The organism is Aeromicrobium sp. 636 (genome assembly GCF_024433585.1).
GTDB classification, from domain to species: Bacteria; Actinomycetota; Actinomycetes; order Propionibacteriales; family Nocardioidaceae; genus Aeromicrobium; species Aeromicrobium senzhongii.
In genome coordinates this window covers 576,159-589,140 of sequence record NZ_WNJU01000001.1, presented here as the reverse complement: position 1 = coordinate 589,140, position 12,982 = coordinate 576,159, and the positions used below count along the sequence as shown (strand labels likewise).

14 protein-coding genes and 1 pseudogene are annotated in these 12,982 nt (G+C 70.0%); 10 read left to right on the top strand and 5 right to left on the bottom strand.

Going from position 1 to position 12,982, the window contains the following annotated elements; genetic code table 11:
- The first annotated feature begins 2 nt into the window (after nucleotides 1-2).
- Complete coding sequence (gene arr / locus GL325_RS02860) at nucleotides 3-413, top strand: NAD(+)--rifampin ADP-ribosyltransferase (RefSeq protein WP_187411885.1); 411 nt, start codon at nucleotides 3-5, stop codon at nucleotides 411-413.
- Here arr and GL325_RS02855 read toward each other — a convergent pair.
- Complete coding sequence (locus GL325_RS02855; RefSeq protein ID WP_187768541.1) at nucleotides 406-1,107, bottom strand: alpha/beta hydrolase; 702 nt, start codon at nucleotides 1,105-1,107, stop codon at nucleotides 406-408. The two genes, arr and GL325_RS02855, sit on opposite strands and share 8 nt — an antisense overlap.
- A 192-nt stretch (nucleotides 1,108-1,299) precedes the next feature.
- Here GL325_RS02855 and GL325_RS15890 point away from each other — a divergent pair, with 192 nt between their 5' ends.
- Both GL325_RS15890 and GL325_RS02845 read left to right on the top strand, forming a co-directional pair.
- Nucleotides 1,300-2,337 (top strand): alcohol dehydrogenase catalytic domain-containing protein, encoded by a 1,038-nt coding sequence (locus GL325_RS15890; protein ID WP_187768540.1) that lies wholly within the window; start codon nucleotides 1,300-1,302, stop codon nucleotides 2,335-2,337.
- Between the two features lie 122 nt (nucleotides 2,338-2,459).
- Nucleotides 2,460-3,563 (top strand): ScyD/ScyE family protein, encoded by a 1,104-nt coding sequence (locus GL325_RS02845; RefSeq protein ID WP_187768539.1) that lies wholly within the window; start codon nucleotides 2,460-2,462, stop codon nucleotides 3,561-3,563.
- A 15-nt stretch (nucleotides 3,564-3,578) separates the two neighbouring features.
- Here the strand turns inward: GL325_RS02845 and GL325_RS02840 are convergent, their stop codons facing one another.
- From GL325_RS02840 to GL325_RS02830, 3 genes are all read right to left on the bottom strand, one after another.
- Complete coding sequence (locus GL325_RS02840; RefSeq protein WP_187768538.1) at nucleotides 3,579-5,270, bottom strand: PD40 domain-containing protein; 1,692 nt, start codon at nucleotides 5,268-5,270, stop codon at nucleotides 3,579-3,581.
- Between the two features lie 283 nt (nucleotides 5,271-5,553).
- Nucleotides 5,554-5,946, bottom strand: a complete 393-nt coding sequence (locus tag GL325_RS02835; protein WP_187768537.1) for a hypothetical protein — start codon at nucleotides 5,944-5,946, stop codon at nucleotides 5,554-5,556.
- Nucleotides 5,947-6,063: 117 nt separating this feature from the next.
- Complete coding sequence (locus tag GL325_RS02830; RefSeq protein ID WP_187768536.1) at nucleotides 6,064-6,261, bottom strand: hypothetical protein; 198 nt, start codon at nucleotides 6,259-6,261, stop codon at nucleotides 6,064-6,066.
- Nucleotides 6,262-6,447: 186 nt separating this feature from the next.
- On the opposite strand from GL325_RS02830, the gene GL325_RS02825 reads away from it, so the two are divergent.
- From GL325_RS02825 to GL325_RS02805, 5 genes are all read left to right on the top strand, one after another.
- Complete coding sequence (locus tag GL325_RS02825) at nucleotides 6,448-7,593, top strand: histidine kinase (RefSeq protein ID WP_187768535.1); 1,146 nt, start codon at nucleotides 6,448-6,450, stop codon at nucleotides 7,591-7,593.
- On the top strand, nucleotides 7,590-8,246 hold the full coding sequence (locus tag GL325_RS02820) for a response regulator transcription factor (RefSeq protein WP_187411888.1): 657 nt from the start codon (nucleotides 7,590-7,592) through the stop codon (nucleotides 8,244-8,246). The genes GL325_RS02825 and GL325_RS02820 overlap by 4 nt, the downstream gene beginning before the upstream one ends.
- 94 nt (nucleotides 8,247-8,340) lie before the next feature.
- Nucleotides 8,341-9,240 carry an ABC transporter ATP-binding protein gene (locus GL325_RS02815; RefSeq protein WP_187768534.1) on the top strand — a complete coding sequence of 300 codons (900 nt, stop codon included), beginning with the start codon at nucleotides 8,341-8,343 and terminating at the stop codon, nucleotides 9,238-9,240.
- Complete coding sequence (locus GL325_RS02810; protein ID WP_187768533.1) at nucleotides 9,237-10,001, top strand: ABC transporter permease; 765 nt, start codon at nucleotides 9,237-9,239, stop codon at nucleotides 9,999-10,001. Before GL325_RS02815 ends, GL325_RS02810 begins: the two co-directional genes overlap by 4 nt.
- 166 nt (nucleotides 10,002-10,167) lie before the next feature.
- Nucleotides 10,168-11,118: a class II glutamine amidotransferase gene (locus GL325_RS02805; protein ID WP_154595122.1), complete on the top strand. Its 951-nt coding sequence runs from the start codon at nucleotides 10,168-10,170 to the stop codon at nucleotides 11,116-11,118.
- 6 nt (nucleotides 11,119-11,124) lie between these two features.
- Here GL325_RS02805 and GL325_RS02800 read toward each other — a convergent pair whose 3' ends face one another.
- Entirely contained in the window at nucleotides 11,125-11,592 is a 468-nt protein-coding gene (locus GL325_RS02800) for an SAM-dependent methyltransferase (protein ID WP_187768532.1), read from the bottom strand.
- A gap of 345 nt (nucleotides 11,593-11,937) precedes the next feature.
- Between GL325_RS02800 and GL325_RS02795 the strand changes: the two genes are divergently transcribed.
- Together GL325_RS02795 and GL325_RS16060 are read left to right on the top strand one after the other, a co-directional pair.
- Nucleotides 11,938-12,618 carry a hypothetical protein gene (locus GL325_RS02795; RefSeq protein WP_187768531.1) on the top strand — a complete coding sequence of 227 codons (681 nt, stop codon included), beginning with the start codon at nucleotides 11,938-11,940 and terminating at the stop codon, nucleotides 12,616-12,618.
- A gap of 32 nt (nucleotides 12,619-12,650) precedes the next feature.
- Nucleotides 12,651-12,932 (top strand): annotated as a pseudogene (locus GL325_RS16060) (hypothetical protein); the annotation flags it as partial.
- Nucleotides 12,933-12,982 lie beyond the last annotated feature (50 nt).

The following is a 12,982-nucleotide window of genomic DNA, read 5'->3' as shown; positions in this document are numbered from 1 at the left end:
CCGTGAGCGAGATTCTGGACGAAGGGCCGTTCTTCCACGGCACGAAAGCAGACCTGCGCGTGGGTGACATCCTCACTGCGGGCTTCCGGTCGAACTACCGGCCCGAGGTGGTCATGAACCACATCTACTTCTCGGCACTGCTGGCCGGCGCGGGTCTCGCGGCCGAGTTGGCGGCGGGCGACGGCGAGCCACGCGTCTACGAGGTCGAGCCGACCGGCGACTTCGAGAACGACCCGAACGTCACCGACAAGAAGTTCCCCGGCAACCCGACGAGGTCCTACCGCAGCACCGAGCCGCTGCGCGTCGTCCGCGAGGTGCTCGACTGGCCGCGGCTGACTCCCGAAGGTCTCCAGGACTGGCGCGACCGTATCGCAGCGCTCCGCGCCGAGGGGACCGACGAGATCATCAACTGAGCGAGCTCGCAGCGAACCAGTCGGCGATGGAGGGCAGGACCAGGTCGAGCCGCCGCAGCATCGCGTCGTGATCGAGCCCGGGCACGACCGCGTACGGAATCTGGCGCGCGTCCAGGTCGCGGCGGAACTCGGCGGGGGACAGGAGCGACGCCACGAGGGTGTCGTCGGCACCCCACCAGGCGTGCAGTGGCCGGCCGAGGTCCGCCAGCGCGGCCAGCGGCAGGCTGGCGACCTCATCCCAGAAGACCACGGCGGCGATCGGATCGTAGGTGGCCAGCACGTCCGCCCATGCGTCCGGGTCGCGCCGAGCGTCATCGTTGCGTGCGCGAGCCCGCTCGCCCATGCCGGAGAGGTCCGCCGTGAGCGGAAAGCCGCCGCACGCCACCGCCGTGACGCGAAGGCTGTTCAGTGCGAGACGGGCCGCCATCACCCCGTTCATCGAGTAGCCGAACGTGGCGTAGGAGTCGATGCCCACGTGGTCCACGACCCGTTCGACGTCGCCGACGAATCCGTCCATGTCGTACCGACCCGGACGCGAGCTCGGACCGAACCCTCGCGGCGCCACGGTCACCACGCGGAAGCGGTCGGTCAGTGCCGAGAGATCGACCGTGTTCCAGTCGATGTTCAGCCGAGGCACCACGATCGCGGGCCCGTCGCCCGTGGCCGTCCACCAGATCCCGTCGAGTTCCGCCACGCGGCCAGCCTAGGCCGCGAGGAGCGCTGATTACCGTGGACGACGGCCACCCCCGACCACCTCGATCCGGCTCGGCAAGCTTGCTCGGGTGACCGATGTCGTCGAGCGGATCGGTGGCCGCACCCCCACCTCGCTCGAGACCCTGGTCGCCGTTCCGGACTGAGTGGGCCGCGCGCCTGAGAGGATGTCGCCGTGCGCGCTCTCGTCCTCGATGCGGTTCGTTCCCAGCCGGAGATTCGTGACGTTCCCGCGCCCGTGGCTCCCGCCGGTGGCGTCGTCGTCCGGGTGGTCGCCACGGGCCTGTGCCGCAGCGACTGGCACGCCTGGGCGGGCCACGACGACGGCGTCGCCTTCCCGCACGTGCCGGGTCACGAGCTCGCCGGAGAGATCAGCGAGGTCGGTGCCGGCGTCACGCAGTGGAAGGTCGGCGACCGGGTCACGGTCCCGTTCGTGGCCGGCTGCGGCACGTGCGAGTGGTGCCTGGCCGGGGACGCGCAGGTGTGCCCGGACCAGGAGCAGCCGGGCTTCACGTACTGGGGCTCGTTCGCCGAGTACGTCGTGGTCCACGCCGCCGACACCAACCTGGTGGCGATCCCCGAGTCGGTCGACTTCGCGACGGCCGCCAGTCTGGGCTGCCGTTTCGCCACCGCGTACCGGGCGCTCGTCGGCCGGGCCCGCGTCGCCGAGGGTGAGTGGGTCACGGTGATCGGCGCCGGGGGAGTGGGCCTCAGCTCGGTCATGATCGCCCGCGCTCTGGGTGCCCGGGTGATCGCGGTGGATCGGAACGCCGAGGCACTCGCCGTCGCCGCCGAGGTCGGTGCCGAGCACACGCTCCTGGCCGACGGGCGCGACATCCCCGCAGCGGTCACCGAGCTCACCGGCGGCAGCCACGTCGCCGTGGACGCGGTCGGCAGCGAGCAGACCTGCGCCGACGCGATCCTCAGCCTGCGTCGCCGTGGACGCCTGGCCCAGGTGGGTCTGCTGCCGGCGCTTGACGGGGACCCCCGCGTGCCGATGGGCCGCGTGATCGGCTGGGAGCTGGACGTGCTCGGCAGTCACGGCATGGCCGCGGCGGACTACCCGGGGATGATGGCGCTGATCGAGTCCGGTGCGCTGCGGCCCGACCGTCTGATCGAGCGCACGATCGGGCTCGCCGAGGCGGCGGAGCTGCTGCCGGTCTTCGACGGGGCGACGCTCGCGGGGATGACCATCATCGACCCGCGTCGCTGAGGGAACTAGGTCCGACGAACCCGCCCGAACCCCTCGGATGAGCGGTCCCGGGCGCGGCCCGACCCTGCCTACGGTGATGGGGTCCACGTCTCGGGAACCCCTCTGGAACCGGAGTGTTCGAGATGCGCACCACCTTCAGAACGATCACCGCCATCGGCATCGCAGCCGGCGTGGCCCTGGGGCTGGCTCCCTCGGCGTCAGCCCACGGCAAGCACCGCCCGCCTGCTCCCGTCACCGTCGTCGCCAGCGGCTTGGCCGGTCCCTATCAGGTCTCGTCGTCGGGTCGAGATCTGATCGTCACCGAGGCCGACGCCGGTCGCGTGGTCGCGATCAACCGACACCGGCGCGGCTCCGTGAGGACGCTCGTCAGCGGCCTGGGCGAAGGTGCCGCGGCGGGCGCGGTGCGGATCGGCAACAAGGTGCTCATCGCGACCGCCGAGGCGGGCGGACCTCCGGATGCTCCGCCGCGGCCGCCGTCGCCGTATCCCGGGTCCTCGGTGCTGGTGGCGTCGAAGGGCCGGGTCAGCCAGTTCGCCGACCTGCTCGCGTACGAGCTGAGGAACAACCCCGACGGCCAGACGCAGTTCGGACCCGACGGGGCGCCGCTCGATGCGCTGTCCAACCCGTTCAGCCTGCTCGCCGCCCGGGGCGGGGGAGTCCTGGTGGCCGATGGCGGTGCGAACGTCGTGCTGCGCGTCAGCGCGAGCGGACGGGTGTCGACGTTCTTCGTCCCGCCGGTCGTCACGACCGGTGCGTGCGCGGGTCGGCCGAACAACGACGCCGCCTCGACGGGCTGTGACCCCGTGCCGACGGGCCTGGCGTACGGACCTCGCAACACGCTCTACGTCTCGACGCTCTCGGGTGAGGCACCCGGCCAGGGTCGGGTCTACGTCCTGGACGCGCGTCGAGGCACCGTCAAGCGGGTCATCAGCGGCTTCACGTCGCCGACCGGTGTCGCGGTCGCTCCCGACGGAACCGTCTACGTGACCGAGGCGCTCGAGGGCCAGCCGACATCGGAGCCGGGTCCGGACTTCGATCCCTCGACCGTGGGTCAGGTCGTGAAGGTCAGCCCGCGCGGTCAGCGCACCTACGCGCAGATCACGACGCCGACCGGCATCGTCTGGACGGGTGGGAGGCTCTACTCCACCGCCTGGTCGCTGGGCAGCTTCTTCGGCCAGTTCGGCACCGGCCAGATCGTGGCGCTGAGCCCGAGGGCGTTCCGCTGACGGGACCTCACCGACTCAGCGCAGGCGGTCCCAGAGGAAGACGTCCTCGCGTCGGTTGCCGTCACCGCTGACCAGGTCGGTCGCGTAGCTGGTGTAGACGATGTGGCGGCCGTTGCGGGAGGTGCGGGCGTACCAGCCGGACTGCTGGTTGCCCGCCTTCCCCGCGGCGCCCGCGCTGATCAGTGACGAGGTGGCGGCGGGTGAGGTGCGGTCCCAGAGGAAGATGTCGCTGGCCCCGTTCTCGTCGCCGGGGGCGATGTCGCTGGCCCAGCTGACGTACGAGACGTAGCGTCCGTCGCCCGAGATGTCGCCATGCCTCGACCGTTCGTCAGCCGCTCCGCCGCCCATCCGCCGGGAGACCAGGACGGCCGCCGTGGAGGGAGCCAGCCGGTCCCACACGAAGACGTCGTGGTGTCCGCCCGTGTGACCTGCTGAGATGTCGTCGGCGCTGCTGCTGAAGGTGATGAAGCGACCGTCGTCGGAGAGCGACTCTGCCGCGGACTCCCCGTCGGGTTGGCCACCGGTGGCGGCCCGCGAGACCAGGATGGGGCTCGTCGTCGCAGCGGACAGGTCGATCACGTAGGCCGAGGGGGTCGAGGAGCTCTCCGTCGCCATGAGGTTGGTCGCCGCCGAGGTGAAGGCGACGAACCGGCCATTGCCGGAGATCACCGGATTGACCGAGTCCCCGTCGGCGCTGCCACCGCCCGCCGCGCGCGTCAGCAGGGTGACGCCTTCACCGCGCGTCCACAGGAACGCGTTCGACCGGCTCTGGGTGTCGTCATCGACGAGGTTGGTGGCCGAGGTGCTCCACACGACGCGGTTGCCGTCATCGGAGATGGAGGGCACTCCCGACTCGTGACTCGACGACCAGCCCAGCTGCTTCGAGCTGATCAACTGGGTGGCGTCAGGGTTCTCGCGATCCCACAGGAACACCTGGAAGTGGTCGGGACCGCGGCCACCTGCCGCCATCTCCATGGCTCTCGACCGGTAAGCGATCCAGCGTCCGTCCGCCGAGATGGAGGGCGCCTCGGAGCGGCCCGATCCGTATCCCCCGCTCGGGGGACGGCTGACCCGGACGGTGGCGCCTGTCGTGTTGTTGGTCGCGTAGACGTCGCCGGCCGCCTGGGTCGCCCCGGTCACCAGGTTCGAGGAGTCGGACACGTAGGCGGTCCAGGTGCCGTCCGCCGAGACGGCCGGAAATCCTGACCCCCCGTCGGCGCCGGCGCCCGACGGCGACCGGCTGATCAGCGTCGTGCGGGGCTGGGGAGCGGGCGGCTTGGGTGCCGGCGTCGCCTTGGGCCTGGGACGTGCCGTGATGGTGCGGGTCCTGGAGGCCTTGGCCCGCAGTCGGCCGGTCTTCGGAGCGAGGACCCGGAACTTCGTCCGGCCCGCGGCCGTGAGCGTGATCGAGAGCTTGTAGGTGCCCGTGCGCTTGGTGCGCACCGTGCGGACGGTGCGCCACTTCTTGCCGGTCTGCTTCTGGACTCGGACCTTGATGCGCTTCTTGGTGCGAGTGACCTTGCCCGACAACGAGACCTTGCTGCCGACGTAGACGGTGGTCGCCGACGTCTTGAGGCTGACCTTCCGCTGCGGGGCCGCCTCGGCGGGCGCGGAGACGGCGATGAGGCACGTGAGGGCGACGGCGAGCGCGGCGAGGATCGCGATGGAGGTGCGAGGGACGCTGATGGCGCGCGGAGGTCGGGTCACCGGCCAAGGCTAGGGGTCCGATCACCTGCTGTCCGACGTTTGGTACAGCCAGTGGATGATTCTCCCGGATCCATGCCCTGGGCCTGACGACTCATGCGGCCACGGGCAAGCCGTTCAACGACGGCTGGTGGTCCCAGACCATCGCGACCGTCATGAGGGTGTCGGCGGCGACGTCTGCGGCGTCCTCGGCGGGCACTCGCCGCAGGAGGTACGCGAGCAGGCGGTCGCCATAGTGCTCGACGAGCCCCTTCGAACCTGGCGGCCAACTGGTCGCGGCTGCGCATCAGCGGGCCCCCGGCGCATCGCCGAACCCGTGCGAGCAGTTGGTCTCGAAGTCCCGCCGCACCGCTTCGGTGTCGGCGGGTACGGCTCCGACTCCTTCGTGCTCGACCGCGTGCACGCCCATGTCGTCGGCGGCGAAGGCAGCGGAGTCCGCGAGTCGGTCGAGCGCCGCCATGCCGGTGTCGGAATCGACCTGACCGTCGAGCATCACACGCTGCCATTGGCGCCGCGCATAGAAGACGTAGGAGGCCGAGACTCGCGTCTCCTCGGCGGGAACCGACAGTTGGGAGCCGACGGAACCGACGATGCCGCGGTCGAGGACGTAGGAGCCCTTCGACTCGAGGGCGGGGTTCGCCTCGAGCAGGCCGGCGACGTGCGCCGTCGCGTCGTCCATCCTCACTCCATCGGGCAGGGGGAGCGACGAGGGGGCCAGCTTCTCGGCGACCAGCCTGAGGCCCGTTGCACGCACCACATCGGTCTCGGGCGTGGAACCCGGGTCGGTGGTGCCCAGTCACGCCGTTCCGGCGCAGACCGCCGCGAGCTCGCCGGCGAGAACGGCGCGACGTGCGCGGTGTGTCGAGTGCAGCGGTCGACGCTCACCTTTCGTGATCGATCTGGCGGTCGCGGCCATGGCGGGACCCGCGGCAGGGGGGACGTGCACCTCCGGTGAGGTCTGGCGCAGCAGGTGGTCGAGGTCGGTACTGGGCATGTGGTGCTTCCTTCGGCTGGGGTCCTTCAGGAAGGAAATGTCCAGACGATCGAGAAATGTCACGCCACGCGTCCAGCTCTTTCAGTCGTGCGTGAGGCGCGGCGACCTCGGGCGTGGTCGTCCAGCGATACGACCTCAGACTTTCGGACGGTCCGCTGACGGCGTTCCATCTCTACGCTGAGGGGCGTGAGCAACCTGTTGCGCTCCTTCCTGGGGGAACCCCGGCCTCCGGCCCCGCCGGTGCGCCTCTGGCGCGACTGGACGCTGGTGGCGCTCGTGGTGATCGCTGGGGTGCTGGAGGGCGTCCTGCGCACGGACATGCCGCTACGGGTGCTGTCGGTGATCCTGGTGGTCGCACTGGCGCCGCTGCTGCTGTGGCGACGCACCCATCCGCTCGCCGTGGTGGCGACCGTCTTCGGTGTGATCGCGCTGACCGACATCGCCTTGCTCGTGGCAGGCGCGCCGGCGCTCGACGTGAACACCTTGCTCTTCGTCCTGCTGCTGGCCTACTCCCTGTTCCGCTGGGGTTCCGGGCGCGAGGTCGTGGCAGGGCTGGCGATCATCGCCGTTCCGGCCACCCTGGCCATCGTCGTCAGCTGGACCGGGTTCGCGGAGGCGATCGGCGGGGTCGCCGTCCTGTTCTCCGCGTTCGCCCTGGGCTGGGCCGTCCGTGCCCAGCACGGGGCCCGCGAGCGATGGCTGGAACAGGTGAAGTCGCAGGAGCGGGTCCTGCTGGCGCGGGAGCTGCACGACACGGTGGCCCACCACGTCTCGGCCATCGCCATCCACGCCCAGGCTGGACGAGTCCTCGCGGCGATCAGTCCGTCGGCGTCGCTCGAAGCGCTGGAGGTGATCGAGGTGGAGGCGTCGAGAACCCTGGTCGAGATGCGGACGATGGTCCGCGTGCTGCGCAATGAGGCGCCCGTCGACTACGCGCCGCAACGCGGTGTGGCCGACCTCGAGCTGTTGTCCGGTGCCTCGCCTGCCGGGCCGCGGGTGGCGGTCACAGTCTCGGGCGACCTGGTCGCCCTTCCGGCGGCGATCGACGCCGCGGTCTTCCGGATCGCTCAGGAGGCGGTCACCAACGCCCTGCGGCATGCCCGGAACGCCACGCTGGTCGACGTGCGCGTCGTCGGCGAGCCGACGACGGTCAGCCTCGTCGTGCGCGACGACGGTGACCCGGGAGGACCCGACCCCGCGCCTGATGCGGGGTTCGGGCTCACCGGGATGGTGGAACGCGCGTTGCTCCTGGGCGGCGCCTGCCAGGCCGGACCCTGCCCCGATCGTGGCTGGGTCGTCAGCGCCACCTTGCCGCGGGAGGTGCCGGCGTGAGCATCCGGGTGCTGGTCGCCGATGACCAGGACCTCGTGCGGACCGGACTGCGGCTGATCCTCGGCACCCTGGAGGGCATCGAGGTCGTGGGGGAGGCGCGCGACGGCCAGGAGGCGGTCCGGCTGGCTCGCGAGCTGCGTCCCGACGTGTGCCTGATGGACATCCGGATGCCCGTGCTCGACGGGGTCGAGGCGACCCGCCTCCTGGCCGGGCCGAGCGTCGTGGACCCGGTCGCGGTCGTCGTGATCACCACCTTCGACCTCGACGAGTACGTGCACGGTGCGCTGGCGGCCGGCGCCACAGGGTTCCTGCTGAAGGACGCCGGGCCCGAACTGCTGGGCGAGGCGATCCGGGCGGCCACCCGAGGGGACTCGCTCATCTCGCCGAGCATCACCCGCCGACTGCTGTCGACCTTCGCGCGCACGGGTCGGGCAGCACCTCCCGCGCAGCCCATCGACCCGCTCACCGAACGCGAGGAGCAGGTGCTGCTCACCCTCGCGCGCGGCAGCACCAACGCCGAGATCGCCGCCGAACTGCACATCAGCCTCAGCACCGTGAAGACCCACATCGGCAGCCTCATGGCCAAGCTCGGCGCCCGGAATCGGGTGGAAGTCGCGATGTGGGGGTACGAGACCGGCCGGATCCGGGAGTAGGCGCGACCCGGGGCCCGGCCTCGTACTTTCGGTCAGGACAGGACGAGCCGTCAGACCGATCCGCGACCGCCGCGTTGCCGCGAGCGTGGAACCCATGATCACTGTCGAGTCACTGACCCGGAGGTACGCCGGCTTCACCGCCGTCGACCACGTCTCCTTCACTGCCCAGCCCGGCCGCGTGACCGGATTCCTCGGTCCGAACGGCGCCGGCAAGTCCACCACGATGCGCGTCATGGTCGGACTGACCGCCCCGACGTCCGGGTCGGCCACCATCGACGGGGTCCGGTTCACCGACCTGCCCAATCCCGGGCTCGAGGTCGGCGTCCTCCTCGACGCCTCGGCACAGCACGCCGGCCGTACCGGGCGCGAGATCCTCACCGTGGCCGCCGACACGATGGGGCTGCCCCGAGCCCGCGTCGACGAGATGATCGAGCTGGTGAGCCTGACGCCCACCGAGGCCCGGCGCCGCGTGCGCCACTACTCGCTCGGGATGCGTCAACGCCTCGGCATCGCCACCGCACTGCTCGGGGATCCCCGGGTGCTGATCCTCGACGAGCCCGCCAACGGGCTCGACCCCGCGGGGATCCGGTGGATGCGCGACCTGCTGACGGACTTCGCCGGCCGCGGCGGCACCGTGCTGCTGTCCTCCCACCTGCTCCACGAGATCGAGGTCATCGCCGACGACCTGGTCGTGATCGGCCACGGCAGGATCGTCGCGTCCGGTACGAAGGAGGGACTCCTCGCGGCGGTCGGGACGCTCGCCCGCTCGACCTCGCCCCTCGATCTCGCCCACGCCCTCGAGCAGGCCGGGATCGCCAGCACGCTCGCCGGCGACGGTTCGGTCCGCACGGAAGCCGACCCCGCACGCGTGGGAGCCGTCGCCCTGACCGCCGGCATCGCCCTCACCGAGCTCCGATCGGCCGATGGCGCCGGTCTCGAAGAGATGTTCCTGTCGCTCACCGCCGACACCCAGCGCGAAGGAGTCGCAGCATGACCACCACGATCACCATCCCGATCACTCGGCTCGTCCGAGTCGAGTTGCGCAAGATGTTCGACACCCGCTCGGGGTTCTGGTTGCTCGTCAGCATCGGCGTCCTGGCGGTCGCCTCGACCGTGGCGGTCGTCGTCGTCGCTCCCGACGCCAACATCACCTACTGGAGCTTCGGGACGGCGATCGGCTTCCCGATGTCCGTGATCCTGCCGATCATCGCGATCCTGGCCGTCACGAGCGAGTGGAGCCAGCGCAGTGGGCTCACGACCTTCACCCTGGTCCCGAGTCGCGGGCGCGTGATCGGAGCCAAGGCGATCGCGGCCCTCCTGGTGGGCGTCGGTTCCATGGTGGTCGCCTTCGCGGTGGGCGCCCTCGGGAACCTCGTCGGCCCCGGACTCGCCGGCGTCGACACCGTCTGGGACGTCTCCCTGACCGCCGCGCCCCAGATCGTGCTCGGCAACCTCGTCGGCATGGGCATCGGCTTCACCCTCGGCGTGGTCCTGCGCAACTCCGCGGCCGCGATCGTGGGCTACTTCGTCGTCTCCTTCGTCCTGTCGGGCATCCTCGTCCTCCTGGCGCAGGTGCGCCCGTGGTTCGAGGACCTGCAGCCGTGGGTCGACTGGAACCAGACGCAGGTGGTGCTCTTCGAGGGCACCACGAACACCGCTGAGGAGTGGGCGATGCTCGCCTCGACGACGATGATCTGGATCGTCGCGCCCCTCGTCCTCGGACTGCTGTCCCTGCGTCATGGCGAGGTCAAGTGACCGGACTCGCCACCAGCGTGTGGGCATGCCTGTCGTCGAAGCGAAGCTGAGGGTCCCGGTCCAACGGTGCCGTCATCCGTCGTCCTCAGCGGCCGCCGCGGATCGGCCCTAGGCTCGGGAGGCTTGCGTCGACACCACGTCAGCCCTCCAACAGTGAAGGAAGCCCATGTGCCGCGTTCTCGCCTATCTCGGGTCCGAAGTTCCGCTTGAGGATCTGCTCATCAAGCCCGAGAACAGCCTGATCAACCAGTCCCTCGACCCGGAGCGCCACCCGCAGCTGCAACTGGCCGGCTGGGGTTTCGGGGCGTGGGGCGAGCACCTGCTCAAGCCGGAGAAGCCCTTCCTCTACCACCGACCGATGGCGGCCTTCTACGACGACAACGTCGCCGGAATCGTGCCCAGCCTCCAGGTCAGCACGATGCTCGCCCATGTGAGGGCGGCGGACTACAACGCCAAGACGGTGCTGGCCGACGAGAACTGTCACCCGTTCTCCTTCGAGGGGACTCCGTGGATCGTCGCGCAGAACGGCGACGTGCCGAACTGGCAGCTCCTGCAGCGCGAGCTGCTGCAGCACTGTAAAGACGAGTACCTCGAGCAGATGGTGGGCACCACGGACACGGAGTTCCTCTACGTGCTCCTGCTCTCGGTGCTCGAGAGCAACAGCGACGAGGACGTGAAGCGCGCCTTCGAGGAGGTCATCCGACTCCTCGTGCAGGCGATGGAGGATCTCGATCTGCCGGCGCTGGCCAAACTGAAGATGGCTCTGGTCTCCCCCAACCGGATCATCGGCGTCAACGTCGGAACCGGGCACCAGGGAGAGCCGGATCCAGAGGGTGACTGGCGCGAGCTGCGCAAGTCCGGTCCGGGCACGGACGACTACGCCCTCTCGATGCTCCTGGAGCCGATGTACCTGCTGATGGGTCGCAACTTCGACTACGACGGCCCGACGTACGACTTCGAGGAGACCACCGCCGACGAGGCGACCTCCGTCATCTTCGCCTCCGAGCCGCTGACCGAGAGCACCGAGGACTGGTCGACGTTGGAGTTCGGCGAGATCGTGTTCCTGGAGAGGGACGGCGAGAAGATCACCAAGACCGTCGACAAGCTGAAGGTGTAGACCGCCTCAGGGCTCGAAGTACTCGGACATGACGTCGCCAACCCATGCGGGTTGGCGCACGTCTGTCGGGAGGAACTCGCGCATCACCGGCTTGAGGTCGACGACCGGGGTGCCGGCGACGGCGTCGAGGCCGATCACGGTCAGCTCCCGACCGTCGACCGACTCGATCGCGCAGCAGGTCACCCCGATGCGGTTCGGCCGACGGGGCGCGCGGCCCGCGAAGACGCCGACCGACGGCAGGTCGGTGCGACCGCGGTAGGGCTTCGGCTCGCGGTGGTCGTCGAGCTCCTCGAACTGGTCGAAGACGAAGAGCACCTCGACGTGCGAGAAGCCCTCCAGGCCTTGGAGGCACCTGTCGCCGAACCGCTCATCGACCGTGATGGTGCTGCGAACCGCACCCCACTGGTCCGAGTGCTGGACGTCGGTGCGGTCGTTGCGGACCGAGCCGATGGCGGTGATGGTGAAAGGGTCCATACCCACGTTGTAACTGATGACGTGACACCCGCCTATCCCTCGGCCGGGTGCTCCTGGGCCACGTCGAAGTCGGTCAGCCTGACGTCCGGCTGGTCGGGGCCGCTCAACGCCATGATCAGGGGCGCGAAGATCGCGAGACCTGCACTAGGGGATCAGTTCCGACCGCTTGTCGGACCAACACTGTTGCGGTTCGGTCGACGCCGCCTTCACGCGGGAAGGGCGTGGCCCCGCCTCACCAATGCTGGTGCCCGGTTGCTGTCGGTGGCCGCCAGCAGTGCCACCAGATGCCCGCGGGGGTCCCGACTCCTCGGCCCGCTTACGTAAAATCCGGCTAGCGTGGGTTGCGTGAGCGAACTCACCGTGGTTCCGGCCCGCCCTCCGGTTCGGGGGGTGATCATCGTCCTCGACGTGGCGGCCAAGGCGATGCTCCTGCTCCTGCTGATGACCGCGCTCCGGTACCCCGAGCTCGGCCACCTTGAGGGCAAGGGCGCCACCGCGCGGGCGGTCGGCTATCCACTGGCGGCGTTCATCATCCCCGCCGCGTGGTTCCTGATCTGGCGCCGCCGGGTGACGTTTCCGTGGCTCGTGGACCTGCTGGTGACCCTCACCTGCTTCACGGACACGCTGGGCAACCGGATGGATCTCTACGACACGGTCCGACGGTTCGACGACCTGATGCACTTCGTCAACACCGGCGTGCTGACTGCGGCGTTCGTCCTCCTCACTCTGTCGCCGCGGGCGACGCGTGCACAGGTGCTCGAGCGCTCCCTCGCCTTCGGGGTGACCGCAGCGCTCGTCTGGGAGATCGCCGAGTACTACGCCTTCCTCAGCACCTCGGGCATCGTCGACCGGTATGCCGACACGCTGGGCGACATGGCGCTCGGTTCGCTCGGCTCGGTGGTCGCTGGGCAGCTCGTGTACTGGGCCTGGCAGCACCACCACCTCCTGACCGCGGGGCCGCAGCCCTTGCCGGCCTACCCGGGGGCCGACGAACGTCCACCGGCCAGTCGGCAGCCGGGGTTCTGAGCAGGAGCGGTCCTGCCAGTCGCCGTCGCCTCGTGTTCGTGCGCTGGGTGGCCGGCGCGGTGCGCGGGTCGTCGGGCCACGTGACCCGTCCGCTGATCCCATCCGCGGTCGCCGCGTGGCTCTTTCGCGGCGCAAGGGGACACATTGCGAGTGACTGCGACACTCAGGTGAGAGTGGACGGCATCATCTACACCTCCGTCGGCATCGCCGAGCACGGGGCCACGAAGTTCTCGACGGCAGAACTGGCTGACTGTGACGACGTGGGGAGAGACGCCCGCGGGTCCGTGTTCCCCGAGCACCCACGCCGAATCACCACATGGAAGTTCACGGGTTACCCACCCAGCGAAGTCCTCGGCATCCGCTT

What these genes read in the sequence shown, in the direction of transcription:
- GL325_RS02815 (WP_187768534.1), top strand. Translation starts at nt 8,341, where the DNA reads ATGATCACTGTCGAGTCACTGACCCGGAGGTACGCCGGCTTCACCGCC.
- GL325_RS02845 (WP_187768539.1), top strand. Translation starts at nt 2,460, where the DNA reads ATGCGCACCACCTTCAGAACGATCACCGCCATCGGCATCGCAGCCGGC.
- GL325_RS02830 (WP_187768536.1), bottom strand. Translation starts at nt 6,261, where the DNA reads ATGCCCAGTACCGACCTCGACCACCTGCTGCGCCAGACCTCACCGGAG.
- GL325_RS02805 (WP_154595122.1), top strand. Translation starts at nt 10,168, where the DNA reads ATGTGCCGCGTTCTCGCCTATCTCGGGTCCGAAGTTCCGCTTGAGGAT.
- GL325_RS02800 (WP_187768532.1), bottom strand. Translation starts at nt 11,592, where the DNA reads ATGGACCCTTTCACCATCACCGCCATCGGCTCGGTCCGCAACGACCGC.
- GL325_RS02835 (WP_187768537.1), bottom strand. Translation starts at nt 5,946, where the DNA reads ATGGACGACGCGACGGCGCACGTCGCCGGCCTGCTCGAGGCGAACCCC.
- GL325_RS02810 (WP_187768533.1), top strand. Translation starts at nt 9,237, where the DNA reads ATGACCACCACGATCACCATCCCGATCACTCGGCTCGTCCGAGTCGAG.